The sequence below is a fragment of the Mycobacterium sp. FW102-FHT13B02 genome (assembly GCF_058790275.1).
Genome location: NZ_JBYTCM010000034.1, coordinates 1 through 25,708 on the forward strand (window position 1 = coordinate 1; position 25,708 = coordinate 25,708).

Annotated in this window: 22 protein-coding genes; 10 read left to right on the forward strand and 12 right to left on the reverse strand. The window is 63.8% G+C overall.

Annotation, left to right across the window (positions count from 1 at the left end; genetic code table 11):
• The 12 genes from AC3WTE_RS30825 to AC3WTE_RS30880 form a co-directional block, all read right to left on the reverse strand.
• The coding region (locus tag AC3WTE_RS30825; protein ID WP_492443289.1) for a hypothetical protein at positions 1 to 1,230 on the reverse strand (1,230 nt) is incomplete at its 3' end.
• The gene (locus AC3WTE_RS30830; RefSeq protein ID WP_492443291.1) at positions 1,220 to 2,620 is read right to left on the reverse strand and encodes a hypothetical protein; all 1,401 of its coding nucleotides are present in this window, start codon (positions 2,618 to 2,620) and stop codon (positions 1,220 to 1,222) included. The genes AC3WTE_RS30825 and AC3WTE_RS30830, both read right to left, overlap by 11 nt.
• Before the next feature lie 80 nt (positions 2,621 to 2,700).
• On the reverse strand, positions 2,701 to 4,956 hold the full coding sequence (locus AC3WTE_RS30835) for a type IV secretory system conjugative DNA transfer family protein (protein ID WP_492443293.1): 2,256 nt from the start codon (positions 4,954 to 4,956) through the stop codon (positions 2,701 to 2,703).
• 344 nt (positions 4,957 to 5,300) lie between these two features.
• The gene (locus AC3WTE_RS30840; protein ID WP_492443295.1) at positions 5,301 to 6,119 is read right to left on the reverse strand and encodes an ESX secretion-associated protein EspG; all 819 of its coding nucleotides are present in this window, start codon (positions 6,117 to 6,119) and stop codon (positions 5,301 to 5,303) included.
• Positions 6,120 to 6,154: 35 nt separating this feature from the next.
• Positions 6,155 to 7,591 (reverse strand): C40 family peptidase, encoded by a 1,437-nt coding sequence (locus AC3WTE_RS30845; RefSeq protein ID WP_492443296.1) that lies wholly within the window; start codon positions 7,589 to 7,591, stop codon positions 6,155 to 6,157.
• Entirely contained in the window at positions 7,588 to 8,817 is a 1,230-nt protein-coding gene (locus tag AC3WTE_RS30850) for a hypothetical protein (protein WP_492443297.1), read from the reverse strand. Before AC3WTE_RS30850 ends, AC3WTE_RS30845 begins: the two co-directional genes overlap by 4 nt.
• 5 nt (positions 8,818 to 8,822) lie before the next feature.
• Complete coding sequence (locus AC3WTE_RS30855; protein ID WP_492443298.1) at positions 8,823 to 10,898, reverse strand: hypothetical protein; 2,076 nt, start codon at positions 10,896 to 10,898, stop codon at positions 8,823 to 8,825.
• Positions 10,895 to 13,408: an ATP-binding protein gene (locus tag AC3WTE_RS30860; RefSeq protein ID WP_492443299.1), complete on the reverse strand. Its 2,514-nt coding sequence runs from the start codon at positions 13,406 to 13,408 to the stop codon at positions 10,895 to 10,897. Before AC3WTE_RS30860 ends, AC3WTE_RS30855 begins: the two co-directional genes overlap by 4 nt.
• Positions 13,405 to 13,821, reverse strand: a complete 417-nt coding sequence (locus AC3WTE_RS30865) for a hypothetical protein (RefSeq protein WP_492443300.1) — start codon at positions 13,819 to 13,821, stop codon at positions 13,405 to 13,407. Before AC3WTE_RS30865 ends, AC3WTE_RS30860 begins: the two co-directional genes overlap by 4 nt.
• Before the next feature lie 47 nt (positions 13,822 to 13,868).
• Positions 13,869 to 14,120, reverse strand: coding sequence for a hypothetical protein (locus AC3WTE_RS30870; protein WP_492443301.1), 252 nt, complete (start codon positions 14,118 to 14,120; stop codon positions 13,869 to 13,871).
• A gap of 46 nt (positions 14,121 to 14,166) precedes the next feature.
• The gene (locus AC3WTE_RS30875; RefSeq protein WP_492443303.1) at positions 14,167 to 15,129 is read right to left on the reverse strand and encodes a conjugal transfer protein; all 963 of its coding nucleotides are present in this window, start codon (positions 15,127 to 15,129) and stop codon (positions 14,167 to 14,169) included.
• A gap of 604 nt (positions 15,130 to 15,733) precedes the next feature.
• The gene (locus tag AC3WTE_RS30880) at positions 15,734 to 16,909 is read right to left on the reverse strand and encodes a hypothetical protein (RefSeq protein WP_492443304.1); all 1,176 of its coding nucleotides are present in this window, start codon (positions 16,907 to 16,909) and stop codon (positions 15,734 to 15,736) included.
• Between the two features lie 186 nt (positions 16,910 to 17,095).
• On the opposite strand from AC3WTE_RS30880, the gene AC3WTE_RS30885 reads away from it, so the two are divergent.
• The 10 genes from AC3WTE_RS30885 to AC3WTE_RS30930 all read left to right on the forward strand — a co-directional run bounded on the left by AC3WTE_RS30885 (position 17,096) and on the right by AC3WTE_RS30930 (position 24,887).
• Complete coding sequence (locus AC3WTE_RS30885) at positions 17,096 to 17,404, forward strand: type VII secretion target (RefSeq protein ID WP_492443306.1); 309 nt, start codon at positions 17,096 to 17,098, stop codon at positions 17,402 to 17,404.
• A 98-nt stretch (positions 17,405 to 17,502) separates the two neighbouring features.
• Positions 17,503 to 18,240 carry a helix-turn-helix domain-containing protein gene (locus tag AC3WTE_RS30890; protein ID WP_492443308.1) on the forward strand — a complete coding sequence of 246 codons (738 nt, stop codon included), beginning with the start codon at positions 17,503 to 17,505 and terminating at the stop codon, positions 18,238 to 18,240.
• 321 nt (positions 18,241 to 18,561) lie between these two features.
• Positions 18,562 to 19,137: a WhiB family transcriptional regulator gene (locus AC3WTE_RS30895; protein ID WP_492443310.1), complete on the forward strand. Its 576-nt coding sequence runs from the start codon at positions 18,562 to 18,564 to the stop codon at positions 19,135 to 19,137.
• A gap of 174 nt (positions 19,138 to 19,311) precedes the next feature.
• Positions 19,312 to 19,902 carry a transcription elongation factor NusA gene (locus tag AC3WTE_RS30900; protein ID WP_492443311.1) on the forward strand — a complete coding sequence of 197 codons (591 nt, stop codon included), beginning with the start codon at positions 19,312 to 19,314 and terminating at the stop codon, positions 19,900 to 19,902.
• A complete protein-coding gene (locus tag AC3WTE_RS30905; RefSeq protein ID WP_492443312.1) occupies positions 19,899 to 20,207 on the forward strand; it encodes a hypothetical protein in 309 nt (102 codons plus the stop codon). The genes AC3WTE_RS30900 and AC3WTE_RS30905 overlap by 4 nt, the downstream gene beginning before the upstream one ends.
• Positions 20,204 to 20,803, forward strand: a complete 600-nt coding sequence (locus AC3WTE_RS30910) for a DUF1643 domain-containing protein (protein WP_492443314.1) — start codon at positions 20,204 to 20,206, stop codon at positions 20,801 to 20,803. Before AC3WTE_RS30905 ends, AC3WTE_RS30910 begins: the two co-directional genes overlap by 4 nt.
• A gap of 26 nt (positions 20,804 to 20,829) precedes the next feature.
• The gene (locus tag AC3WTE_RS30915) at positions 20,830 to 21,747 is read left to right on the forward strand and encodes an NUMOD4 domain-containing protein (RefSeq protein ID WP_492443316.1); all 918 of its coding nucleotides are present in this window, start codon (positions 20,830 to 20,832) and stop codon (positions 21,745 to 21,747) included.
• Entirely contained in the window at positions 21,744 to 21,947 is a 204-nt protein-coding gene (locus tag AC3WTE_RS30920) for a hypothetical protein (protein WP_492443318.1), read from the forward strand. Before AC3WTE_RS30915 ends, AC3WTE_RS30920 begins: the two co-directional genes overlap by 4 nt.
• Positions 21,940 to 23,838, forward strand: a complete 1,899-nt coding sequence (locus tag AC3WTE_RS30925) for a DNA cytosine methyltransferase (RefSeq protein WP_492443319.1) — start codon at positions 21,940 to 21,942, stop codon at positions 23,836 to 23,838. Before AC3WTE_RS30920 ends, AC3WTE_RS30925 begins: the two co-directional genes overlap by 8 nt.
• A 59-nt stretch (positions 23,839 to 23,897) precedes the next feature.
• Entirely contained in the window at positions 23,898 to 24,887 is a 990-nt protein-coding gene (locus AC3WTE_RS30930) for an alpha/beta fold hydrolase (RefSeq protein WP_492443335.1), read from the forward strand.
• Positions 24,888 to 25,708 lie beyond the last annotated feature (821 nt).

The window sequence follows — 25,708 nt, forward strand, 5'->3', positions numbered from 1 at the left end:
CAAGGGCGTGATTAGCCGGTGCCAGGTGGGTCCCAGTAAGGCCGTCATCGTGGTCCCAGATCGGGTTGACACAGCCATATTGGCGACTGGGTCCATGATGTCGTCGCTCGTGCCGGGGACGTGGTAGGCGCGGAATGTGCTCGGGGTGACCTGTGCGTAGCCCCGGGATGACCCTGCGTGGCCTCCGTCGGCGAGGATCGGGCCGGTGGCGTTTCTGTCGTCATTGTTGATGGCGTGGGGGTTGTTCGTCGATTCGCGACGGATGAGCGTCTGGTAGCCCTCGCGCCAGTTTTGCCGGTGTTCTGGGTCGTTGATGCCGAGGGCGTCGAGGGCCTGGTCGATGGCGGCAACCACACTGCCGGGTTGCCCGGGGTGTGTTGTCGGTACCGATCCCGTCGAGGGGTGAGGGCCCGCCTGCTCTGTCGCTGGCGGCTGACTTGCCGTGGCGCTCTGCACCAGCGGGCTGAGCATGCCGCCCAGGGGTGCAAATGCCGCTTGGGGGAGCGCGGCGGCCATGGGCATCAAGGACGCCGGCATGGACATCGCTGGGCCGATCAGAGTGGGCAGCGCGCCGGCGGCGGTGGGCGCCAGGCCGGCGGCGGGCGATTCGGCGGCCGCCGTTGTCGTGGTCGCTGCGGCACCCGTCAAGGTGTCGAGGTTGCCCACAGTAGCGTCATTTTGGGGGCTGGGTGGCGCGTCTGCGTGCGGTGCGCCATCTTGCGGCCTCGGGCCCGGGCGTGCGTTCTCGGGGCCTCTGGTGCTCGTTGAGTCGTTCGGTAGTTGGGCTGTGTGTTTGCGGACCTTTGCGGCCGCGGCCTCGTACTTGCTGGTGGTGGCCGAGATGAGCGTGACCGATTCGCTGATGGCGGTCTGGGCGGCAGGTAGCAGGGCAGCCTCACGCTGGCCTGGCGGCAATACGGCGACAGCGGATTTCGCCTGTTTCCAGTCGTTGGTGATGCTGTCGAGCTGTGCGGAGGCGTCACTTGCGATGTGAGTGGCGTCTGCGGTGATGTTGGCGACGCCGCCGGCGGCGGTGGCTAGCTGGCGGCGGGCGTCGGCGAGTGCTGCGCTGGCGTCGATAGCGCTTTGGTGGGCGTCGCCGGTCCAGCTGGCGTCGGGGAATTGGGGAATTGCTGCCTCAGCGGGTGCTGAGGCAGTTGGTGCTGGGGCTGTTCCGACGATTTTTCTTGTGTCATGGAGATAGTCGTCGACGACTTGCTCAACGGTCATGGGCGGGTTGTGCGGGTAGGCCAAAGCCTGGGTTGGTCGAAGGCTTTGGGCTAGCTGGCGAGGTGGACTTCGCGGGGCCGGCCGGCGTGCCGAGTGGCGTCGCAGCAGGTGTATCGGTGTTTGGATGTGCGGGCGTGGACCCTGGCGCCGGTGGGGTGGTGGCGGGCACGGGGACGGCCCCGCTGACGTCGGTACTGGCGGTGGCGGTGGGGTCGAAGAATCCCTTGAATCCTGGCATGTCGTTGATGACACCGAGCGGTTGGAGCTTGCCGTCGGCGCCGACGAGCTGGCCGTTGCCGACCACGAGTGCGGTGTGATCGGCGAAAACGGCGACGTCGCCGGGCTTAACGTCGGCGGGGTCGACCTTGCGGCCGATATCGGCGCCGTCGGTAGGAATCTTCACGTCGGTGTCGGCGTAGGCCGTGGTGGCGACGTCTCCGGTTCCGGCCGGGTGGTCGATGGCTTTGCGCACCGCCTGGGCGCCTTGCGGGGAGCGGGCGGTCACGACGTGTCCTCCGGGCAGGGTGACGTCCTTACTTGCTGGCGGGGATGCTGGGGGTTGTGCGTTGGACGGCGCTGCGGCCGCCGCAGGGGGTGTGGTGGCTGCGGCGGCAGGTTTCGGGCCCGTCGGTGTTGCGCCGGTAGTCGGTGCTGCAGGAGTCGCAGGAGGCGCACTGAGGTTGGTCACTGGCGGCGGCTTGAGTCCTTCGTTGGCCTTAGTGAGATCAGTAGGTTTGACGGGGTCTTTAGCCCCGTCGAGCGCCTTGACCGGTGCGGGTGTCGGCAGGCCTGCGCCGCCCGTGGGGGACAAGCCTCCACCACCGAGCCCTGGCATCATGCCGCCGCCGAGTCCGGGCATGCCCATGGGCGGCATGCCCATTCCGAGGTTGCGGAGGCCATCGGCGATTCCGTTGGCGTTGTTGGCTTTATCGCGAACGTTTTTGGTCAGTTCTTCGATCTGCTGTTGCATGGCCGCTAAGCGGCCCGCATCGGCTTCGGGCGTGGACCCTTGGGCGGTGAGGCCGGGCTGCAGTCCTGCGTTCTCGCCGTAGATCTGATCATGGGCTGCTTGGCCGTTCGCTGAGTTGTTCCCCGATTCGTCGGCAGCTTTCTGGCCGGCTTTGTGTAGCTCTTCGATCTGCTTTTGCATGTCGGCCAGGCTCTTGTTCAGCTTGGCGATTTGATCCTGTGCCGGGCCCTGGCCGTTCGGAGGGACGGGTGGCGAAACTTTGGGCGGCGGGGGCAATTTGGGCTTGTCGCCGCTGCCAAAGAGCTGCCGGCCTTCATCAAACAACCAGCCCATGGCATTTCCTGCGACGAATCCGACGGGGCCGAACGCCGCGGTCAGCGCGGAGTCTATCGCGATGTCCACCCAGTCGTCATTGGGCATAAGGGCTGGGCCCCTTTCTGGCTGCACGCCAACGGTTCAGGCGTGTTCGTTATGACGCTAGGGCGGTTCGTTGGGTGTTCTCAAGAGGAGCTCCTTTGCACTGAGACAAGGTCGTTGGGGTCCAATGTCGAGATCAGGAGCCGCGAATCTTCTGTGTCTTGCCACATGACGGTGACGGTGCCGTCGTCGGCGATATCAATGCCGTCGACTTCACCGCTACGTCCGTCGCCGAAGACCACGACATCGCAGGGCGCCAGATCGGCGGGTGCAACGCGGATCTGCTGCATGTCTTGTTTCTCGGCGTCGGCGATGATCTCTGCGACGTCGAAGCCCAGGCGCGAGTCGCCGTCGAAGTGCGTGACTTTGCGGAAGTACTGGGTGGGGTCCAGGTCTGGGCGCTCGGATAGCGGAAACCATTGTGCGTCAGCGATGTCGGACCAGGTGACCCCGTCAATCATCGGGGGGAGTTCGGGGACGTAGCGGGGGACCAGTGTCACGGGCGGCCGGAGAGTGGCGATGATCTCCGCCTCTTCGGGCTTTGTCGAGTTCACCGCTGGGGTGAAGTAGTACTGCGTCTCGCGTGGGTCTTGGTGTGTGCCGGTCGACATACCGCGTCCCTTGATTCTCGGCACGTAGCGGCCGATATAGCTGTCGTCCCAAAGCATCTCGGCGGCGATCCGAGAAATCGGGCCCACCGACACACGGTTTCCGAAGTTGTCGCGAGCGTCGGTATCGATGAGTTCGTGGCCGGGGCGCTGCATACCCAGAACCAGGTGTACGCGCGACGAACGGGCCAGGCGCGCCAGCTCGCCGAGCTCGGTGATTGTGGGGCATTCTTTCGGGGCGTTTTTTGCGGGCTTGAGGTTCGCCCACATCCGCTCGAGGACGACCTTGAACTGCGAGGCCTCGTCGACAATGACCAGGTAAGGCAGGTTGCCCTCCCATTGCGACTGGTCCCATCGAGCGCGCGCGTTGCGTTCGTCCATGAGCTTGTACATGCGGTGGATGGTCGCGATGGACTCGAATGGGTCGGAGGAGATGATGTGGACGTTGGGCCAGCCGACGAAGTCGCTGTAGGAGCCACCCTTGAAGTCGACGAGGACGACCGCCCAGCCGCGCAGGGCAGCCATGATGATCAGGTTGCGCAGGTAGACCGTCTTACCGGCGCCGGTCTTGCCGCTGACCAAAGTATGTGGTGAATCGAGCGGATCCCACTCCTGGATACCGAGGTCAAGGTCGACACCGAAGGGGAACCGTGTTTTGGAGTACTCCTTGATCGCTTGCGCGATGGATCGGACCGGTTCGATCGGCTTGGTGAGCAGCGGGAATGGCAGGACAGGTTTGGGTGCGAACGTGACGGAGGACGCAGGCATGTCCCAGGTGACGCGCCATGTGCCACCGACGAGTTCGGTGAGGTTCTGTTCGGCGACGCGCTTGCGGAAGTCGCCAGTGAGTTTCTTGGCGATAGTGTGCTTGATGGTGAATCCGTGGACGCTGTCCCCGTAGACGGTGGCGGTGGATTCAAAGATGTCGCGGACTTTTCGGGTGAGGTCAGCAAGGTCATCGTCGATCTGCTCGGGGATGAAGTGGGTCGCGGTGAAAACCAGCGCAGATGGTTCCTGGGTGATGCGATATTGGGCGTTACAATGTGTTCGCAGAGCGCGGCGCATGGTCACGCTGGGATCTGGGCGGCCAATCCCCTTTTTGTCGTCGAGGTCGGGTAGGTGATTGTCGTCCATGGCGGTCACGGACATCGGGCGTCCAGCTCTGATCGTAACTGTTTGGGGTAGAACGGTTTTGGATTCCCATTTGATGGTGGGGACCACCCGGGTCGATGGAGCTTTGTGACCTAACGGAGCATAGAGCGCTTGAATGAGCGTTGTTCGCAGGGCGGTGCGATCGCGACGGAGACGGGCGGGCTCGGCGGTGAAGCCGGCTGCGGCGACCGCCGACGCAAGCGCGATACCGCCGGCGGGAATCAGCGGCACACCAAGGAGCCAGCGCGCGGCGGCGAGGAAGCTTGCGAACACTGTTGCGGCGACGGCGGTGACCGCCGCGTTGGCGGGCATGGTCAGGGACCACTTTTCGGGTTCGAGTTCCGAGGCCGGGCCGGGATGGGTCGACGTCCACAGGTGGATTCCGGTGATGAGGGCAAGGGTGGTAGCGATTCCGACGGCGGTGGCTGTGGGTATGTCGATGGCGGAGAGAGGGTTTGTGCCCGTCTTTTTCATGTGTCGATAGAGCAGCCAGCCGCCGCCGGCAAGGATGGCCGCGATCCCTAGCACGATGACCGCGGGGTTCTCCTCGGTCTGAGAGGCGGTAGTCCGGGAGGTCATTGGCGATGTGCCGGGTGTGGAGCTGTTGTGTCGAGATCGTCGCCGGCGCGTAGGTGGCTCGTAGCAGCTGCTCCTCGATGGGGGCGCCGGACGCGAGCGGCGCGGGGCAGCTCGTCTGCTCCGCGAGCAGTCTCGGTCGCGTCGTAGTTGCCTCGGCCCGGTGGGCGCGCGACGACCGCGCGCCGGGTCGTCAGCCGTGTTCTCACGGTATTAACTGTTGGGCGACCGAGGGTGATTCTCAAGAGGACCCGTCCCGGGCGGTGGGACCAATTGGCCTGCACTGCAATTGGGCCGGGGTTACTGCGCCGTGGCGGTTCGCGGGTGGCCGGGGAGCGCCGGTGGCTCTAGCGGTCTTCGATAGAGCTGAAGAGCGCGTGCAGGGCCGCGCCGAGGCGGTCTGCGGACATTGGGGCGTAGGTGAGGTGGGTCTGACGATCCGGCCCAATGTAGGGCCATGCTAGGACGCGGCCGTATTTTTCCGTATCCAGCAGGGATACAGCGGTTTTGGTGCGTCGTGTTACCCCGTTAACGCGACGCAAGGCCGTGAGTTCGGTTGCGACATCGGGGCGTGAGCAGGCGTTGAGAATTTCTGCGTCGTGGCGGTTTATGCCGTGGTCGATTAGGGAGTCGGTGGCTTGTCCGGGTGTGCTGGAGGCGATGCGGTCCGCTTCGACCGCGGTGAGTTGAACGAGGTCGGTCAGCGGAGCTGGGGCGGCGGGGCCCAAGACGACGTCGAGCTCGGCGATCGCGGCGGCGGTCCAGTCGGCAACGGGCAGGCGTTGCACGAGCAGGATGTCGCGGGTCCGGCTTGCGACGACGAATCTGTCGAAGCGGCTGGCGATCGCCATCCGGAGCATGACGTTGGGTTGGTTCAGTGGGACGACACGGATGGCGAGGGTCTGGTCGGCGTGCGCGAGCGTGCGGACTAGATCGGCAACCTCTGGGAGTACACCGTTCGCAGTGATGATCCCGCGTGCGATGAGTCGGTCTCGCTGGATTCCGCGGAATTTGTCGGCTAGATCTGGTCCGGTCATGGGGTTGTAGATGGCCAGGACTTCGGGCAGGCGCCCGCTGAGGTCCAGGTGTTCGATCAGGTACGCGCCTTCATCGATGCTGATTTCAAAGCCGTCAGTGGTGATGAAGTCGTCGTTGGTGGCGATCATCGCGGCACCCTTCCTGCAGTGGACTGTCGTATCAGTTATAGGACGCGGCGGGCTTGAGCGTTGTGGGGGAGGTTGCTGATGCGGATCGGGATACCGAAATCTGCTGCCTCGATAACTTGGCCATTGCCGATGTAGAGCTGGACATGCTCAGGCACACCGGGGGCCGAGAAGTTGGAGAAGATCAGATCGCCCGGGGTCAGGGCGTTGAGTCCGACTGCGCGGCCCATCTTGATTTGATCGTAGGTCGTGCGGGGAAGGACGACTCGGCCGCCTGTAGCCTTCGCGATAGCCCATTGCGTCAGTCCGCTGCAGTCGAACCCACCTCCGGTGGGGCCGAGCGCGCCGCCACCGCCCCAGACGTAGGGCAGTCCCAGTGCTTTATGGGCGATGCGGGCTGCGTCCGCTCCTGCTCCGCTTCCGGCGACTCCGGCTTGGAGCTCGTCGGTGGATGCGGCGGCGGCCAGATAGTCGTGGATGAGGGCTCGGACGAACTGTGCGTCGGTGAGTTTGTCGTGGGCCGCGGAGCTCACCACGCTGCCAGCCTCGTCGAGTGCTTTGCGCATGGCTTTGAGGACCGCTGCCTGAGCTTCGGGGGTGTCACCTTGAACGCCGGCAGACTGGAGTGCGGTTTCGACGTCGTCGATGACACCGCGCAGCTTTGCGCGGTCGGCCTCGGTGCGGGCGGACGATACCCCGAGGATTTGGGAGAGTTTTTGCTCTACCTCGTGGAGGGCTCCAACTTGCCGTGCCAGGGCTTGTTGCTTGGTTCGGGCTTGGTCGGCTGCGGAGCCTTCGCCTGCCAGGGCTCCGAGTGGGCCGGCGAGTTTGTCGGCGCCGGAGGTGCGGATTCCGCCGGGCAGTGCGCTGGGGGGCGCTCCGGTTCCGAGTTGGTTGGCCAGAGCGGCGAGTTGGGGCATCACCGCAGAGGCTAGGCCGGGGATGAGTCCGCCTAGGCCGGACAGGGCTGCGGCGGGGATGCCGGTGGCTGCGCCGATGAGAGGGTTGGCCAGTTGGGGCCCGAGGTTGGCCAATCCGTTGAGTGCGTTGGCCGCTTCTGGCGGCATGGCCGGTGACGGCGGGGTGTCCGCGTTGGCCTTCGTGTCGCTGTCGGAGTCGTGCTCGCGGCGGCCTTGGCTGTTAGTTTCACCGGTTTTCGACTTGCCGTCGTTGGCGTTGGGATCGTTCGGTCCGGTTGTGGTGCCCGGACGACCTGGCGCGGTGGCCGCGGCCGTCGGGTTGGCCCCGGTCGGTGTTGCGCCGGCGCTGGGTGTGGGGGGCGTCGCAGCGGTTGACGCCGGGGATGCCGCTGGCGGCGTAGCGGTGGTTCCGGGCAGTGGCGGTGTGGGCAGGCGGACCGGTCCGTGCGATGTCGAGGGATCAGAGCTGTTGGGCTGTTGGCCGTTTGCCGGCTTGCCGTTTTCCGCAGCCTCGGCGGCATCCGGGTCAGCGGTGGTGGTGGCGGGGTGGGTCATGCTGCGGCCCCCATTTCGATGCGTCGGATTACTCGGTTGTTGCTGTAGCGCACCCACTCCGGATTGGGGTGTCCGGGCAGGACGGTGACCATGGTGGTCTCGTCGACGGCGATGCCGGCCAGGTGTGGTCCGGCGTTGGCGCTGATGTCGGTGAAGATGACGTCGCCGGGCTCCGGGGTGCTGACGACGCTGTTGCCGAGGCGCAGCTGCTCGGCGATGGTCACGGGAACATTCGCACCCAAAGTCGCTGACAGCAGCGAGGATACGAAGTGTGCGGAATCTTGGGTGTCAAGTTGCCCGGCGGGTTGCGTAGGGGTCGCAGGGGTGGTTTGCGACGGGGAGGCCTGTGTCGATGGTTCGGCCGGCGCTGTGCCGACGGCGCGTTGCGCGGCGGTGGCGATGATGGGTCCTGCCGGGTTGGATGCTGTGGCGGTGGCAGGCAGGGGAGTGGTCATGGCATTGAGGCAGGTCGCGGCGGCGGGGGCGGTTGCCGCGGCTGAGCTCGCCTGTTCGGGGTCTAGCGGCGCTGTGGGTGTCGGCGTCGGCGCTGGCGCACTCGTAGTCGTAGTCGTGTGTGGGGAGGCTTGGGCTGGCGAGGTCAACACTGCCAGGGATGTGGGCGTGGCGGGCGTGTCGTTGGGAAGGCCGGCGAGGCGTGCTTGAGCGTCGGCGACGGGTTGAGTGAAGTCGCTGGTGGCCAGGCCGGTGATTTGGGCGGCAAGTTCGGCGGGGTCGGCGTCTCTCCACCGAGGTTCGGTGTCGACCATGTGATCGAGGGCCACAGCGGTGGAGACCTCCGGTGTCATGAGTTCTTCGGGTGTTGCCCATGTCAGTGGCAGTCCGAGTGCGCCGGCTCCGGTGTTGATGATCGCGTCGTGTTCATAGCGCATCGTGTCCGGGCTCGACGGGTTGGCAGCGTTTACTAATCCGGTTGCCCGGATTGCGATCGCTGCGGTCACGGTTGCTCCCTGTCTGCCGAATCCCAGTGTTGTGGCGGTCTGGTTGATCTTCAACAGGAGTTCACCGGGAGTCTGGTTGTCGGCGGGAGGGTTTGCTACCACTGCTCCGCGGATGCCGATGTAGGCCATGCAGGATGCGTAGAACTGTTGGGTGCCTTGGCTTGGCTGGCTGATCATGGCGATTAGGAGCGGCAGCATCAGCACTGCGGCAACGAACATGACGACAACGGCTACGGCGGCGACGGCCGTTTTTGCGGCAGTGGTCATGGCCGTCATCTCCGAGTGGGCAGCGACAGTGTTGGCAGCGGATCTGGTTGAGCTGATTCAGCGTTGGTGCTCGACTCCGTGCCGAGCGCCCTGATGGCCGGGTGGATTCTCGATGCCGAACTAGGGGCCGGCCGGTTGGAGTGGTGAGGGCAGGTGTCGGCGTAGTTGATGCACTGCTGGCCGCGCGTGGTCATTTCTCCGCACAGGTGCGGGTACCGGTTCCTAAAGCCGATGGCGGCTGGGGAGGCCGCTACTGGGGCCGCGCTCTGGATCGGCGGTTGTTCAGCTGGGGCCGTGGTCCATCTCGCTGCGGCTGGCTGTGCGGGTCCGGCGGTCAACGCCGAGCGGGTGTCGCCAACGCGCGAATATTCGGGTTGAGGGGACGGCTGGCTCTGTGTCCCGCTGGCGGGAGCATCTGTGGCCGTAGCGTTGGCGACGGGCTGGTCGACCACAGGAATGGGTGCTGATGGGTCCGCGGGGTTGGGGTCGCTGGCGCGGTATTCCTGGATGGCGCTGATGGCGCCGGTTGTGCTATCTGACGCCGAGTCGGCGAGGTGCGTGTCGCTGGCCTCTGTCGAGGCGGGAGCGGTCTTTTTCTTGTTGGCACGAACGGTCTTTGCGCTGACCCTCGACTGCAGGGCTTCAGCCGCTCCTAGAAATGGGGCCGCCTCGGGCGCGACGGCGGCGATGCCCAGCTTGGCGGCGGTGGTGACCGTGTTTCGTGTCAGGTGCCCGACGTGCCCGACCACCTTGGGAATGGCGGTCAGAGGGTCGATGTTCTCCAGGGTCGTATTCAGTTTGGAATCAATAGGCTGGTGATTGGTGAAGCGCTGCAGCGCATGTTCCACCTTTGCGCGCCCGTGCACGAGCCCCTTCTTGACCCGCCACATCGCGTAGATGCTTGCCAAGAGCAGCAGCGCGATCAGGGGCATCGCGACGGGTAGGTCGGTTCCGGCCTGGCTGAACATGGCGCCGACCAAGTTGCCGTATAACCCGAGGATCGCGGTCATCACTGTCATGCCGATGAAGGAATAGAGCATGTCGAGACCGGCTTTGAAGGCGAGCCCCTGCGGCATGGCGGGAATCTGCCCACATACCAGGGCAACGATCGCGACGATGCCCCAGAAGACCGCCGATAAGGCCAGGATGACGATCAGCGCACAGAGGACGCCAAAAAACAGGAATAGGGATATCGCGAAGAAGATCGACGTCCAGGCGACGGCTTTTCGACTATCAGGGTCGCCCATAGCGTAGGCATGCAATTCTTCCCCGCCTGGGCAGCCTTGGGCCACGGAGTCTTTGACTTTGTCGAGGGGCTCGGTGGTGATGGCCGTGGACCAGACTTGACCGCAGCTGTACGGCGGAGCGTCCAGGTCTTGTCCGAAATTCTGTACCAGGGTGGGTGTTCGGAGAAAGTGATCGGTTAGCGACTCGGTCATGGCGGCAACCGCCTGGTCGCCTGAGACTGACTTGCCTGATAGTTCGGTCGCGAACTGGACACCAATGTCGCGGCCGAGGGACAGCGCCCCGTGCTCTCCGAGCAGTTCGCTGACGGGGTGATCGCCGACGGTGATGGAAACAACCCCGAGCACTATCGCCACGGCCAGTTTCGCGCAGGCTCGCGACAGACGGCCGATGGCGACGTCGAAGGCGATGAATCCTGTCGCGATGAATGCCACCGCAGCCAGGATCCCGGGGCTGTGCATGGCCGTGAACAGTTGGTGGCTGACGTAATCGAACGGAGTGGCAATGTATTTGAGCCAGCCCAGGGAGAGAACGTTTTTCACGAGCCAGATGGGCGTAGTCACCAGTTCCATGTAGAGGCTGTAGAACCAGTGCATGGATAGCGCCGGCGGGGCCGCCGTCGGGTCGGTGAGGCTGCCGTTGTTGAGCGACAGCCCGTAGAGCCCGACGGGAACGTGTTGGCTATCTTCGATGCCGTTCCACATGACCATGGCCGTGACGGCACCGGTGCCGGCCCACGCGGGGCTGGCGGTGAGCAGTTGGAACAGCGCGGGGGTTGCCAGCGCGGTGAGCCGGCGTTTCGCCGACCTGATCGCCCGCCAGGGGTTGGTGATCATGCGGCCCCCGGGGTGGTGCTGACGGCGGCCGCACGGTCGGCGCGTGCCGGCAGGTTGATGGTGACTTCCAGGAGTCGTCCTTTGATGTCTTTCATCAGGCATTCGCCGGGTAGGGCTTTGCCGAGCTGTTTGACGAGATTGTCGTTCTTAGCGGCGTCCTCGCTGGCCATCCGAAGTGCTTCCCTGGCGAGGGTTTCGTCGATCTGGCGGAAGATGAACAAGGTGGGAATGAGGCGCTTGAACCGGCCGAAGTGGTCGGGGTCCTGGGATGCGAGGCCGATGGCGCAGTCGTGCTTGCGGCCGTCGATGACGAAGTCTTCGATGACTTCGTTGCCGATAGTGGATCGGGTGAGGTGGCGTGCCTCATCCAGCAGAAACAGGCCAAATCGGGAGTTGGGGTCGTCTGGTTCGGAGAACAGGACCTGCCGGGCGATCGTGGCGAACAATGTGTAGATGACGTCACCAAACAGTTTGGTGGGATCGTTGGTGAGGCTTTCTTTGTCGCCGGGCAAAGACAGTTTGTTGGTCCGGAGCACCACCATGGGTGCGTCCAACGGTAGCGGCGGCAGGTCGTTCGCGAACAGGCAGCGGGCGTAGGTGCGTTGTGACCAGAACCGCAGCTGGGAGGCGACTTTGGCGATGACACTCGGGTGGGCGTCGGCGACTGGCCCAGTGGCTGCGCCGGGATTCTGCATGAGGTCTGCTGCGTGGGTGACCAGTTCGGGCAAGCCATGGATTTTGTAGCGGGCTCGATAGTTGGGCTCGATTAGGTCGGACAGCAGTGTTGATTCCGGTGTGCCGGCATCAATTCGAAACAGGCGCATCAGCACCGGCAGGACTCGCTCAGCCACGTCAGCACCGGGCACGACGCGCAGCAGATCGAGTGTGTATTGCGGGTTTGTCGGGTCTATGACAACGGAGTGGGGGACGGATTTGGCGTAATCCACGTATTCGCCCCTGGAGGAGCGGTCAACGGCGAAGACCTGCCCAAAAAGATCTACGGCGACACTCGAAAGCACTTTGAGGAGAACCGATTTTCCCGATCCGAGGTCGCCGTCGACGAGGAAGCTGGCGGACTTGTTCTTCTCGGTCACCCCAAGAAGGTCGAAGAGGACGGGTTCTTCGAACCCCGAGGCGCGGCACGTGGCGATGGCCGGTCCTGTGTCATCACCTATCTGCGGCGCGGTGATTGGCACGAACTTAGCGAAGTAGTCCGTGGATGTGAAATGGGTGTAATCGGTGGCTACTCGTTGCGGCGGATATCCGGGTTGGGCCGCTGCCCAACCTTCCTCCTGCGCACCGCGCGGGGCGACGAGGTTGATCGGGATGTCTTTGAAGGTGTTCTCGATGGCGCGTACCTGGTCGCGAAGTTCGTCGTAGCTGGGTGCGGACACCGCGATGATCGGGAAGAAGTGAATCTCGGTCTCGGAGGGGTTGTCCTCGAGGTGGGTGTTGTATTCAGTGAGCAGCCGGCCCCGGGACACGAGGAAGTTCTGAGCGAAGCTCATCTCGTTGTCGCGTTCGGTCATCTGCTCCGACAGCTGCCCGAGGGCACTGGTGTTGTCACTGAGCGCCTCTGCGCGGTTTCGGATTCGGGTGTGCAGGGTGTAGTCGACGCCAGCGCCGTCGAAGCGGTTGAGCAGTTGAAGGACACGATCGGCGGCACCGGGCCAACCGAGCTTTTTAGGAAAGCTGTCGAAGACCAGGAAGGTTTGGTAGCTGGGAGGAATGTCGCTGTCGGGGAAGGACACTTTCACTGCGCGTTTGAATCGTGGATCGACTTCGCCGTCTGCCCGGAACCCGCGGGCCCTTTGCACGACACGTTCTTGCAGGAGGCGGTGGGGGAAGGGCCGCGGCGCTGAGGGGTTTGGTTCGGCTCCCTCGAGGGCGGCGTGGTAGGCGCGGTAGTCGACGCCGCGGGTGTGGCACCGGTCCCAGAGCCAGTGCATCTGGGTTTCGTTTACCCGTCGCGGCCGAAATGCGGCTGGGATTTTGCTTTCGGCCTCGCGGGCAAGCGGGTAGAAGGTTTCCAGGTCTTTGTCAGTCGGGAGGTAGCCGTCGGGCAGCATTCCGCTGCGGGCAGGGCCGCACAGCGGCACCGACAGCCAGTAGATGCGCTCCGAAGGCGGCGGATCCTGTTGTTCGATCAGGTCAAGGCGCGCTGATGCTTCCGCGATGTAGTCGGGGAATAGTTCGAGGAAGTCATCTGGCCGGCCCGCCGCGCCTTGGGCAGCTATTGCTCGTCTGGCGGCGCGGCGGGCCGAGGAGGTGATGTTTTCGGCGATCGTGGAGATGTCCAGCGGCGCGACCACGCTGGTGAGGCTCGTTGTCGGAAGGTCGGTGAATAGGTGTCGATGGTGGTTGGAGGTCTGGGTTTTTTCGGTGTGGTCTTCGTGCCCGTTCGGTAGGGGGGACAGCTGCCACTCCGCGTAAACAACACCCGTGCGGGTCCAGCGCAGGTTGTCGGTCACCGCCAGGGTGGGCTGATCAAGGTTGACTTCGAGGATCATCGGAAAAGCCCCAGATCGAGGACGTGCTGTCGGTCTCCGGTCGACGTGGGTGCTGAACGCTTGTGGAGGGTGCGGCCGCCAGTGCTCACGGGGGCGCGGTACAGGCGAGGTCGGATCAGCCACAGGAGTCGGGAGCTGGGCCGTGCCATGGCGAATCCGATCCGGCGCGCCAGGACCACAGCCACGATGGTGGTCACCAGCCATAGGGGCAGGCTGTGGAGGACTTTCGGATGGGCGACGTGGAAGTACGCCGCGTACAGCAGCGCTGACATGACCAGCAACCCGAGCTGGACTCGCGTGTAGGGCCCGAAGGGTATGGGTTGCCCGTTGGGGAATTTTCCGATGAGCTTGGGAAATTTTCGGGCGAGTGTGTATACGGCCACGGCGGTCTGAGTCCGCTGGTCAGAGCTCATGGAGAGTTACCGTCCTGCAAGGGTGTTCGTGCTGATGGTTGACGTGGTTAGTAACGGCTGCTGATGCCGGTCACCCCTGGGCCGTCCGAGGCAGCGCCCTGGAGTAGGTCCGGGAGGATGTTGACCACGATCACGGCGCCGACGCCGCTGACGACGCAGATGATGACCTTGGTCATAGAGCCGCGGTGGGTCGCGAAGAGAATCACGATGAGCGCCCCGGTGATGATCACGATGGCCAGGATGAGAGTGGGCTTGGACTGGCTGATGAAGTTCATCAGCACCTGGTTGACGTAGTTCACGGTTGCCTTCCTTCGGGTGTTGACCGCTGATGCGGTGCTTGGGGGTTTATCCGGTTGGTGTGTCTGACGGGCTTTGTGAGGTCGGGGTTGTTTTTGGCTGGGTGATGCGGCCATTGAGTTTCGGCGCGAGGTCAATGTCGGAAATGAACCATTTGTCGCTCTGGCGAGTGAGGACGAGCGGATAGGAAAAGGTTTGGTTGGTGGAATCGTCAATTCCTTGTCCGGTTACGTAGATCCGGGATGTAAATCCGTTTGGTGCTGTTTCTGGGATATCTTTTTCGGCCTTAATAGCGTCGATGCTGATTCTCGAGAATGGCGCGTCGTCGAATGGCCGTATTTGGGGCGAGGTGCTGTATCTGGCGATATCGCCGCTTGCCGGGTGGTGGTCGTCTGCCCTTACGAGCCAGCTGTTTAGAAAATCTGCGACGGTTTTGTATGACGTGGAGCCTTGGGTGATGTCTTTTTGGTATCCGAGTTCGACATCGAATCCGATGTCGGGGCCGTTGACGATGCCCGGCGTACTGGACGCTCGTGGGCGGCCCTGGATCACATCGACCGCGACTTGGTAGAAGCGCAGCTGCGGCGGCTTGGAGATCGGTTTGACGAACGCGCCCACGATGACGGACCAGGAGTCCACGTTGGCGAACTGAACGGGTTGCCGCTGAACGGACCATGGGATGGTTTTGATGACGTCCATGGGCACCGGGGTCGGGGTGACCTGTGCGCTGGTGAACGCCGCGAAGTCATTGGCGTTGTTGTCGGTCAGCAGAAGGTTGACGAAGCCGTCAGCGAACGCGCCGACGGCGTCTGCGCGGTTCACCGTGGCGTTCAGGTCGGACGCGGTGACCGTGTTCTGGGGCGAGCATCCGGCAGCGAGGGAGTAGAGGCCTCCGTAGGCGCCGAGGGCCAGGCAGGTCGCAATGCAGGTTCGTTGCACGGCGCGCCGGTCTGGCCGGTGTTGGGCCCACCAGTGACGCATCCGGGTACGGGGGTCGGGTCGGAAGCTCACATCTCAAACCATGGGGTCGGATTCGCCCGTTTTCCAGAGGACCTAGGGCGCGTTGGGCTCGGGGGAGAGGTGAGGCTTGCTTGATCCCGGTTACCGCGCGCGTGGCTTGTGGGTGTTGTCAGGTTTGGGTAGGGCACAGCGCGCTTGGCCGGCCTGGCGGGGCTGGGCTCGCTGGCGCAGACCGAGGCCCCTCAGCGTGCTGGAATCCCAGCTCATCGGCCGATTTGGGGGTACCCCCAGGGCCACGGGCGAGGCTGCGCAACCCGAGTTGCCCGGGCGGCCCCAGTGGAGTCGTTGCGGTAGCAGACTTTGCCAGGGTTGACAACCCTGCTAAGCTCGGCCCGGACCAAGCCGTTAGGTGAAGGGCCGGGCCGAGAGGTTCGCTAGGAAACTTTGCTGATAGCTTGCTAGCTTTCTGGGCAGCCAGCGCTGCTCACAAGTGGGGTTGCCAGAGGTCAAACATGGGGGTTTTCCGGCTTGTCATCGCGGCTATCCAACTAGCTGACCAGCGGCGATAGCTTGTTACCACCGTGCGGCGCATACAGAAATCGCCTGTTACCACCATCAGGTGGTAACAGGCGATTTCGCTGGCGGTAGTGGGTGGTTAGCCCGTTACCGGGTGCCCGAGGAGCTGTAGGCGGCTGATCGCGAACGCGGTGTAGTCGGCCGTGGAGGCGGCGTCCGCGGCGTGGGGCCCTACCGATCCGGGGTTGGACGGTTGGTCGGTCTTTTGAATGGTGATCGTTACGGCGCTGGCGACTACCGGCTGCCATGGGCCCTTGTGGTAGCAGTTGGCGGCCGTGACGGCCAAAGGAACAATCTTCCGGATGTTGTGGGTGTCCTGATCGCAGCTGGTGTTACCGACGTCGTTGAACGACCAGTTCAGCAGTCGCACTGTTCGGTACATCGCCCACTGATCCTTGCCGGCCTCCTCGCTATTAGCGCCGGGGAGGGTGCCTACCGAGGTGATGACGTAGGCCTTGTCGAATGTGACCGTGAGAACTTGGCCAGCGATTGAGTAGGCCATGATGCAGATCCAGGGTTGGGCGCTTTCCAGCCTGAAGGCGTTCATGGGATCCGAACTGGGCGCGGGGCAGCGCGCGGTTGCCGTCGAGACCGGGATCACGGTGTCTCGCTGCGCCGGTGCACTTGTCGGGGAGGTCTGGGTGGAGGAGCTCGTCGGCGCCATTTGGGCTGTCGGGGCCTGGTCGCCGGCGCTATCACCGAGCGCCCAGTAGCCGATGCTGCTCACCGCGATCAGCACAGCCGCGGCCGCACCCAGCGTGCGTGGGTCCTTCCAGTCGCGGTCCTTCAGCCAGGCCCCGGCGGTGTTTATCGCGGACAGCAGCGAATTGGGTTTGGTGGCGATGTCGTCGAATGCCAGTGGAGCACTGATCGCGTTCTCATTGTCGGTCGGTTCGGGCTCATTTCGCGGTTGGTCATCTGCGGCGTCTACCGATGGCGGTAATTGGTCTGCGGTGCGTTCGGCAGCGGAGGCAATTTCCGGGTCTTGCGGCGGCTCGGCGAAACCGAGTGGATTGAATTCAGGGTCGCTCGTCTGCGGGGCCGCCGGCGCCGGGTCATTAATGTTGGATCGAATTCTCTCTGCGGCCATTTCACCGGCCGCAGGTGCGGCCTGCGGCGGAGCTTCTGGTGATTGCGGTGCGGGGATCGCTGCGGCGGGATAGGGCCGACTTGCCGGATCGGCCGCCGGGGCGGCGTGCTGGGGCCACTGACGAAGTTCAGGGTCGGCCAAAATGGTGCTCAACAAATCGGTCATGGCTCAATGCTGGCAGCAGCTTTTAGCGTTCTCCAGAGTCCGCGGTAAGTGGCCGCCGGTAGCACCGCCAGCAGCAGCGGTAATGACAGGAGGCGGTTCGCGGTAGGTTCACCGCCCCGCGTCAATACGGCGCGTCCGATGAGGTGGTCTTGCTCGCAGTTCGGATGCAGCTATAGCCTTTTGGGTATGGCGCTACGGGTTAACGAAGACGAACTCTTGCAGTTCGCCAAGGCCAACGAGGACGTCGCTGGCCAGGTCGAGAGCGACTGCATGCCTGATCCGGAGCTGCTCTCGCAGATGGAAGCTGGCTTCGGGCCGGTTGGTGCGGAGTTCACGGCCGCTGTTGGCGAGTTTCAGTCGGCCCTTCAAACATCGGGCACCGGCGTGGCCCTGAGATACACCGAACATGCCGGCAACATTCACGCAGCACGGCGGCGCTACATCGACTCTGATCAGTCCGGGGCCGAAGGCGTCTCCGGCAGCACTTCGGTGTGAGTAGCAGTCCTAGTGTGCAGCAGCCCTGTCGGCGGACGGCTGACGCCGAATTCGTGGGCTACCAATCCAGATGACCCCGTCGACGAAGGCGGGATGTAATGGCTGACAACACGGGCGAGTTCTTCTCTGCCAGCGCATTCAAACGAGTATGTGACCGCGCGGGGAGAGAGCTCGGCCTAACGACGAAGAAGGCGATTGCCGCAGAGCTCGACGTTACTCCGACGACGTTGAGCAGCTTGCTCAACGGCCGTTCCACGCCGTCGTTGAAGCTTCTCACCAGGATGGTCGAGGTCTTTGGCGGCGAACTGGCTGACTACCTGGATATGCCGCCGCGACAGAGCTGGGAGCTTAAGCACTACCGGATCGCTTCCGGATGGACGCAGGCGGCGCTCGCCCAGGAACTAGGTATCGCGCCCTCAGCGGTGTCGGGCTGGGAATTGGGCAAGTACCCGCCCAATTCTGCCCTGATCCCGCGCTTAGCCACGCTGTTCAGGGCTCCCGAGGACTCGCTACGCAAGATCGCCGGGAATGAGCCAGCCGTGTCGACGGCCCAGACGCCCACGCTAGCGGTCGGCGCCGGCGATGCGCTGACCCTGGCAGAGGCTCTGGCAGAGACGGTGTTGGGCTTCGCCGCCAGCGCCGCTTCTGCCATGAACGAGCCCGGCCTATCTCAAGAAGCCCGCGATCAGATGAACGCGGAGATCCGCGCGCGTGCGGAGCAAGCACTGACAATGTTGGCTACTTTGATTGGTCAACTACCGCCAGACGCGCGCAATCGCGCTGTGTCCCTGGTCGGGCGCCTGTCTGACGTGCACGAGAAGGCAAATTCACGGTAATAGTTGCCAACATGTTGTGCGCTTTGATACTTTGACGTTGTTAGGACGTTCGGCCGGCAAGGCCGGGCTTACCCGCAACGAAGGGAGCCACCCCTGAGGAATCGCAAGTAGCCACACCTGACTGATGCTTCAGCGGCGCGCAGACGTCGTAGCCACGCATCAATCTAATTCCTTTCTCGCAGTTCATTATTCGACTCCGACCACACAGTCGGTCATCGAGTCGTTTCGTATTCTTCTCGCAGCACCCCCTCACTTTGTGATTGTTGCTGCGCGCGTTCGCCCCAAGTAGGGGCATCACCCGCATAGCTCAGGAGTATCTCCGTGTCTATTTCCAGCTCTGTTTCAACGGTCAGCCCGCGCCCGCAGGATCAAACCAGCCGCGGCGGACGGCCGCCCGGCCGGCCGCACCAGGCAGTTTTGCCGCAGCGCTATGAAGAGCCTGATCGCCCCACCCCGTGCTACTACGACCCCGAACTCTGGCACCCCACCGAACAGTTTCCCGATCCCCGCGCGGTTGCTGCATGCTGGGGTTGCTTCTACCAACCGACCTGCGCCGCACGGGCTTTGGATGCCGACGAAGAGTTCGGTATTTGGGCCGGCTATCGCCTGGCTCCCGGGCCCGAACTCAAGAACAGCCGCAAACAACTGGCGATCATCGCCGGTCGTGACATGGGCCCGGCCGCTTCGCCCGGCGCTGAGACCGATGCCGTCCTCGCCGCTCAGGCCGCTGCATCAAACCAGCCCAAAAAGGCAGCCGATGGCACCGTTGATGCAGCACCTGACCAGCACCATGACGTCATCTCACTGACGGGACGCCAGTGTCTGGGCCCTCAGAGTGCGCGGCCAGTTCAGCTGATGTTGGAGCTGGACCCGGTGGCCGCCGCACTTGCCGGGTGACCGTCTCCCCATCACCCACACCGATAGATCGGCTTTTCTGATGATCCTATGTCCCGATTCAAACTCACCTCGTCGAGTGTCGATGCTCGTTATCGGTTCGGCTGCAGGCGAATTGAACTCACCACCGAGTGCGGCTCCGACTGCCGCGCGCGGACGCACGCGGGGAATGCCATCGTGAGTGGAGCAGGCAGCCGTCCGCCGTTTCGCGGCCAAGCGGCCAGCACAGATCGCCAGCTGTTCGACGAGCTCTTCGCCCGGAAAGTCCCCGAGATCGGCAACGGTACGATCCGGATCATCGACGTAGTCCGCGAACCGGGCCACTATTCGAAAGTCGCCGTGACTGCGACGGTGCGCGGTATCAATGCCGCATCCACGTGTATCGGACGCCGAGGTTCGCGGATCCACGCGATCGAAGCAATGCTGGCCGGCGAGCGAGTGTCGGTAGTCAACTTCGACGACGACCCACTGGTCTATGTAGTCAACGCTCTTGAAGTACCAGTGCATTCGGTGCGAGTCACCTCCGGAGCACATCGCGACATCCGAGTGATCGTCGCGGTTGAGCAGTTCGCGGAGGCGATCGGCCGCGAAGGCCGCAATGTCCGGATGTCAAGCAAGCTGACCGGCTGGCGAATTGCGATCTGCACCGCACAGTGCACCGGCCGTCGACACGTCCATCCGAGATTCGACACCACAACCGGCCAATCGATCCTCGACGCACCCCGACAATCTGGCCGGGCTTCGACAGAGGGGAGTACTCCGTCGTGACAATCACCGACCATCTCGACCAGGGCCTGCGCCCTATTTCCGAACCGCATGCGCCCAACGCCGAACACAGGCCGATCGGTGTCTACGAACCCTGCCATTGCGATCCATCCGAACCTGATTACGAAGCAACGCATTTCACCGCAGCCAAGGTCGGCATGACCTGCTTCAGGGGTCTGTTGTTCTACATCTGCTCGGACTGCTGCACAGACCCGCGGCTGTGCTCACAGGTTCACGACCACGGCATCGCGCGACCTGCCTGCACCAAAACGAAGGACCAGGTCGCTCACGCAGAGGTGACCTCATGACTCTCGGGCTCGATATCCGGCGCCCGCACGCCGGCGCACCGAGCCCAGCCACGTTTTCTGCAGACCGGACCTATCGCTATCAACTGACCCGCCGATGGGGCAGCGGCCCGGACCTGCTGATTCTTGACCTGCGCCCCGGCACGGCGGACGAACACCATGACGATCTATTCACCAAGTCCTACACCGGATTCGCCCGACGCTTCGGATACGACGGCTACACCGTGGTGAGCCTTTATGCCGCCGTCGTCACCGCAGCAGGGGAGCTGAACACGCATCGCGACCCGGTCGGCCCTGACAATGACGCCTGGATCGACCGCCTCGCCCGCAGGCACGACGTGATCGTTTTCGCCTGGGGATCGGCGGCGCCCTCTCGCGCCCGGGCGGGACGAGTGGCCAGCCGCATATGGCGGACATGCCAGACGACGGGCGCGTCGGTGGCCGCGTGCGGGTGGTCTGCAGAAGCTCAGCCGCGCAATCCCAGCGAACTCGACAACTTCACGTTGTCGACGCTGACCGGCAACAGCCACAGGGACTTTCGCGACGTCGATCCGCGATGGGTCCACCTGCTCGCTGATACCGCGGATTTGGCCGCGTGACCCGGCCCTTCAGAAAGGACGTCACCATGACTGCAGCGCAAGCCGCCGCCACCGGTCCGCTGAGTGAACCAGAAGTTCGCAAACCTGTCCTCGGGTACGAGGAGCTCTACGAAATCTCCAACCACGGACGAGCGTGGAATTTGCGGACCGGCCGGCTCTTGAAACCCAGCCCCAACTCGAATGGGTACCTGCAAATTGCGCTGCGGCGCGGCGGCGTGACCAAACACCGCTCGCTAGCTGCGGTCATGTTGGAGACGTTCGAAGGACCGGCGCCAGACGGACATGTCGCGAGGCCCAAGAACGGAAAACGCGCCGACGTGCGGTTGACCAACTACGCCTGGAGGATGCGCACGGGCCGCAGTGCGCAAGATCGCGGCGTCGATAGCGATGTCGCCATCGATCAGTTTTCAGGCGGTCCCCGAAGCCGGCGACTTAACCATCCAGTCTCTGGATCGAGCGTGACCCGTGTTGAGTACCGCGGCTGGGCCATCGACGTCAGTCCGGTATCGATGTGGCTTCCTCAGCAAGTCGTCACCAACGACAAGTCGCTTGGAGACCTTCAGACCTGCCTTGATGCCGCCCGCGCACTGATGTCCCGTGACAAACGTGTCGGTGAGCTCGAGGGGATCGTCGACTTTGACGAACCCGATACAAGCGTCCGGGACATGCTGTTGGTCCTGCGGGCGGCGCGGCGTATCGCCGAGGAGTCGTGGCATCCACTGGGCTGCGACATCTATACCTGCACGCAAAGGGCATGGGAATACTGCGATTACGCCGGTGCGTACGCCGGGGTAATCAACGCGTTGCGATCGGCCTTGCCTGCTCCGCAGTCGCTCACCGAATTCAGTGCGGAGGCATCGCGGTCGACGGTCTGTGGGCTGTTCGACCGAGCCATTGATGCTGCGGTCGAGGCAGTTTCGACGGTCACGCGAGGTGCGGCATGACCCACCGTGATGCCGCGAGTACGGAGCGCACACCAGACCAATGGGCGAACAAGGAATCGGGAGCTGCCGCCGACACCGCCAATGCGCTACCCACCGACGGGAACTGGCAAGGAGTTTGGCGGACCGGCCGCGGGCGCGCCGGCAATCAGCTCGACGGCCAGATCTGGCACCAGTACTCGCGGGGGCTGACCCATGTCTAGGAGGACCGCCACTCATCGCCCCGCTTTCCGGCGTCGGCGATTCGCGCACGACGACCTGGTTGCCGTCGACCTCTTCTCCGGTTTCGGTGGTCTGACGAAAGGCATTGAGAATGCCGGATTTACGACGATCATGGCGGCCAATCACAACGCCTACAAGGTCGAGGTGCATGAGGCCAACCATCCCGATGCCGAGCACTGGATCGCTGACTTAGTTGACAAGGAAGCGGCCGACTATCACTCGGCGCGCGATCTTCCGCCAGCCGATCTGCTGGCTGCCGGCGTGAGTTGCAAAAATCATTCGCCGGCCAACTCTGAAAAGGCTTATGCGACGGGGCTATCCCTCTTCGATATGGAAGACCCGGAGTACGAGGAGGCGGTGACGCGTTCGGAACGTGACCGGGCGACGGCGAACTGCGTATTGCACTACGCGGGACAGCACCATCCTCGGCTGATCCTGGTCGAGTGCACGACCGAGTTGCAGTCATGGGGCCCTGCGGTTCCGGGCCGGAAGAAGGTGGGCGACGGGTCGACGTATCGGTGGTGGCTCAAGCAGTTCGAACTGCTTGGCTACAAATACCGTGTCTTGTACCTGAATTCGATGTTCTTCGGTGTACCGCAGTCGCGGGACCGGCTGTATATCGCGATGTGGAAGGCCAATCTGCCCACACCCGATCTGGATCACCGGCCGCACTCCTGGTGCTCGAGGTGTGATGCGGTCGTCGAGGCGATCTGGACGTGGAAGACCGGGGTGCCGCCCACGGGTTCTGTTCGATACGGGGTTCAGTACAACTACCGCTGCCCATCCTGCCGCGGCGAGGTCATCCCGCCGATGACGCCGTCGCTCCCGGCACTGGACCTGCGCGACCTGGGAACCCGGATCGGTGACCGGCCGCTCAAGCGGTTCGTGGTCGACGGGCAGGAGGTGATGCTGCCGCTGGCGCCCGCGACGCTCGCTCGCGCTGATCGGTGCCGCCAGCGGTTCGCCGAGTTCCCCGCCGTCCTGATGCCGGTGAAGGCTCAGCGTGGCGCTGAGCGTCATCCGTGGCAGCCGATGGCCACGCAGACCAGCCAGCAAGAGACAGCGATCTTGTCGACCGGGGCGATCATGGCCGCTGCCGGGAATACGTACGAGCGGCCCGGATCGGACTGCCGAAGTAGGGATTTTAGCCAGCCTCTGTGGGCGCAGACCGCCACCAACGCCACAGGCGTCATCACGCCACCCGTTGCCGTCGGTGTCACAACGTTCCGCCGTGGCCAGGTCCCGCGTGGCACCAACGAGCCGCTGCCAACGCAGGGTGGTTCCGAAGCTTTCGGCCTGCTGTCCAGCGGGGTCGTCCCGTTCCGTAGGAACACGATTCCCACCGTTCACGGCGAGGCCATGCCGACGGTCACATCCGAGCAGATACCCGGCGTGCTGACTGCGGCGGGACTCATCAAGAACAACGGGAAGATCGACGAAGCCGATTACCGCGCGCATCCGGTGAGCAATCCGCTCGGTGCCCTAACCGGCTCACCAGCTCAGTCGCTGTTGTTCTCTGGCTGGTACAAGCAGAACGGCAGCAGCGGCACTGAGACGGCGCCGCATCCGCTGGCGGATCCGCTCGGCACGCTCACCTCCCGTGACACCACTGCGCTGCTGTCGGCCGAGTGGCGCGCGATGCTTGCCGACCTCGCCCTGGAGGACTGCTACTTCCGCATGATGGCGACGCACGAGATCGGCCGAGGCTGCGGCTTCGACGTCGACTTCGCCGACTACCAAGGCACTTTCGTGGTCTGGGGCAGCGCACGGGACCAGACCGACGGATTCGGCAACGCCGTCTCACCCCAGGTCGGGACGTGGATCGGGTCGCGGCTGCGTGCGTCCATTCACCGCGAGCAGGGGGCAGCATGACCATCCCTGGTTTGGCGCAGGCTCGGTTCGTTACCTCTCGGGGGGACAAGGGAACAGCTATGACGCACGGGACTGGCGGCGCATCTGCGGTTCCGACTTCGGCTCGTTGCGGCCGACAGAGTCAGCTATCACAGCGCGAACTGTCGGTCCTCACCGAAGATGGAGTGACCCTGTCGATCTCGTTGTGGGGTGATCCGTGTGCTCCGGTCACCGTGGTCTTCCTGCATGGGCTATGCCTTGACCGCCATTCGTGGGGACCTCAGGTTCGGCGCGTCCTACGTGCATTTGGTCCGGCAGTGCAGGTCGTGGGTTACGACCACCGCGGTCACGGAAGGTCTGGGTCTGCATCAGCTGTCACGTATCACGTTGACCGGCTTGCCGATGACCTCGCGGTTGTTCTGGGAGCAGTCGAGCCAGTCGGCAAGGTGCTGCTCGTTGGTCATTCGATGGGTGGTTTTACCGGCATCACTTACTGTGGTCGGCCGTCGGATGAGGTTCCGGTGCAGATCGATGGCTTGGTTCTGGCTGCAACTGCGGCTGGTCACCTCACCCAGCACGGACTCGGCCGGCTGCTGAATGCTCCGGGGGCCTCGCTGCTGTGCAGCGGCATACTCGGTGCGCCGGCCTCTGTTGTGGGGCCGTTGCAGCGGCTGTTAGCCGGTCCGGTCTGCGCTGGGGTGTCTCATTGCCACGGCGCCGGGTCTGCGTTGGCGGCCTATGCCACGAGTGCTTTGGCGAGTACTCCGCTAACGACCGTGGTGGGCTTTCTGGCCGCGCTGCGGCTGTATGACCAATACCCCCAGCTGGGCTCCATCCGGGCTCGCACCGAGGTGATCAGCGGTGGGGTCGATGTGCTGACCCCACCAGTTCTCGCTGAGGAGCTGGCGGCGGGCATCGCAGGATGTCGGCATGTTCACGTGCAGCGTTGTGGCCACATGCTTCAGGCCTGCCGTGAGGTCAGCTATGCGATCGCCAGGGCTGTCGATGAACTTGTTGCGTCGGCTGCGTCGAGGCAGCCATTGATGGCAGTGTTGGGGGCGCGGGCGTGAAATATCCGTTGCCCGGCACCTGTGCGGTGTCGGTCCCGAGGTCACGTCGTGGCCGATCACGCGGAATTCCGCGTGTCGGTCGCGGAATTCCGCCATGGTCCGTGCAACCATCGCGGTATGTAACCACACCAGTCACAGGAGTATCGGCGCCGTTTTCGCGGCTGAGCTCATGCCGGGGTCCACACTTGGGCGTTTGTTCATGTGTCCACACTGCATTCGCCTGCCACGCCAACGACCCGTCGTACGCCAAAACACGTAGCACTCAACGCAATTGGAGGCTACGCACCGTCGCGATCCTATTCGCCGCGACGCCCACCCACACGGATCTCTTGCGATCTGACAATCGAGCAGCACTGTCGGCTTTGTTGATCGTGCGGCTATTGCGACCTGCCAGCCCTGGCGGTTTTGTGCTGCACGGCAACGGTTTTCGGCTCGCATGCACCGTTATTGGTCCTCGTGCATGCGGTGCGCCTTCAGCTCGTCGTTACTTCTGTGCGACGTCGACGATCAGCAGAGGGGAGGTGCCGCCGCGTATTAAAGCGAGCCCATAGAGCCACTTCGCTGACAACTCCATAGCGGGATCTGAGTGAAAAGGAAACACCCCCCAGAACTGGGGGGCGCTCCGCTTCAAACAAGCGAGATCAGCGGTAGCCACCCCGCATCTCTCAGGTGAGACCGAAGCTGTCGACTTCAATCTCGGGTCCCCTCACATGTGAAGGGAATACCGTGGTAGGTACTTCTCACGATACCGGTTTGTCTCAAACAGGGGCAAGACCACCCGTCGACGCTGAACGAGTTGACGGGCAGCGCCCCGCATCGGC

What these genes read in the sequence shown, in the direction of transcription:
- AC3WTE_RS30910 (WP_492443314.1), top strand. Translation starts at nt 20,204, where the DNA reads ATGACTCTCGGGCTCGATATCCGGCGCCCGCACGCCGGCGCACCGAGC.
- AC3WTE_RS30845 (WP_492443296.1), bottom strand. Translation starts at nt 7,591, where the DNA reads ATGACCCACCCCGCCACCACCACCGCTGACCCGGATGCCGCCGAGGCT.
- AC3WTE_RS30865 (WP_492443300.1), bottom strand. Translation starts at nt 13,821, where the DNA reads ATGAGCTCTGACCAGCGGACTCAGACCGCCGTGGCCGTATACACACTC.
- AC3WTE_RS30920 (WP_492443318.1), top strand. Translation starts at nt 21,744, where the DNA reads ATGACCCACCGTGATGCCGCGAGTACGGAGCGCACACCAGACCAATGG.
- AC3WTE_RS30835 (WP_492443293.1), bottom strand. Translation starts at nt 4,956, where the DNA reads ATGACCTCCCGGACTACCGCCTCTCAGACCGAGGAGAACCCCGCGGTC.
- AC3WTE_RS30830 (WP_492443291.1), bottom strand. Translation starts at nt 2,620, where the DNA reads ATGCCCAATGACGACTGGGTGGACATCGCGATAGACTCCGCGCTGACC.
- AC3WTE_RS30890 (WP_492443308.1), top strand. Translation starts at nt 17,503, where the DNA reads ATGGCTGACAACACGGGCGAGTTCTTCTCTGCCAGCGCATTCAAACGA.
- AC3WTE_RS30880 (WP_492443304.1), bottom strand. Translation starts at nt 16,909, where the DNA reads ATGACCGATTTGTTGAGCACCATTTTGGCCGACCCTGAACTTCGTCAG.
- AC3WTE_RS30860 (WP_492443299.1), bottom strand. Translation starts at nt 13,408, where the DNA reads ATGATCCTCGAAGTCAACCTTGATCAGCCCACCCTGGCGGTGACCGAC.
- AC3WTE_RS30885 (WP_492443306.1), top strand. Translation starts at nt 17,096, where the DNA reads ATGGCGCTACGGGTTAACGAAGACGAACTCTTGCAGTTCGCCAAGGCC.
- AC3WTE_RS30850 (WP_492443297.1), bottom strand. Translation starts at nt 8,817, where the DNA reads ATGACCACTGCCGCAAAAACGGCCGTCGCCGCCGTAGCCGTTGTCGTC.
- AC3WTE_RS30855 (WP_492443298.1), bottom strand. Translation starts at nt 10,898, where the DNA reads ATGATCACCAACCCCTGGCGGGCGATCAGGTCGGCGAAACGCCGGCTC.
- AC3WTE_RS30840 (WP_492443295.1), bottom strand. Translation starts at nt 6,119, where the DNA reads ATGATCGCCACCAACGACGACTTCATCACCACTGACGGCTTTGAAATC.
- AC3WTE_RS30930 (WP_492443335.1), top strand. Translation starts at nt 23,898, where the DNA reads ATGACGCACGGGACTGGCGGCGCATCTGCGGTTCCGACTTCGGCTCGT.
- AC3WTE_RS30925 (WP_492443319.1), top strand. Translation starts at nt 21,940, where the DNA reads ATGTCTAGGAGGACCGCCACTCATCGCCCCGCTTTCCGGCGTCGGCGA.
- AC3WTE_RS30915 (WP_492443316.1), top strand. Translation starts at nt 20,830, where the DNA reads ATGACTGCAGCGCAAGCCGCCGCCACCGGTCCGCTGAGTGAACCAGAA.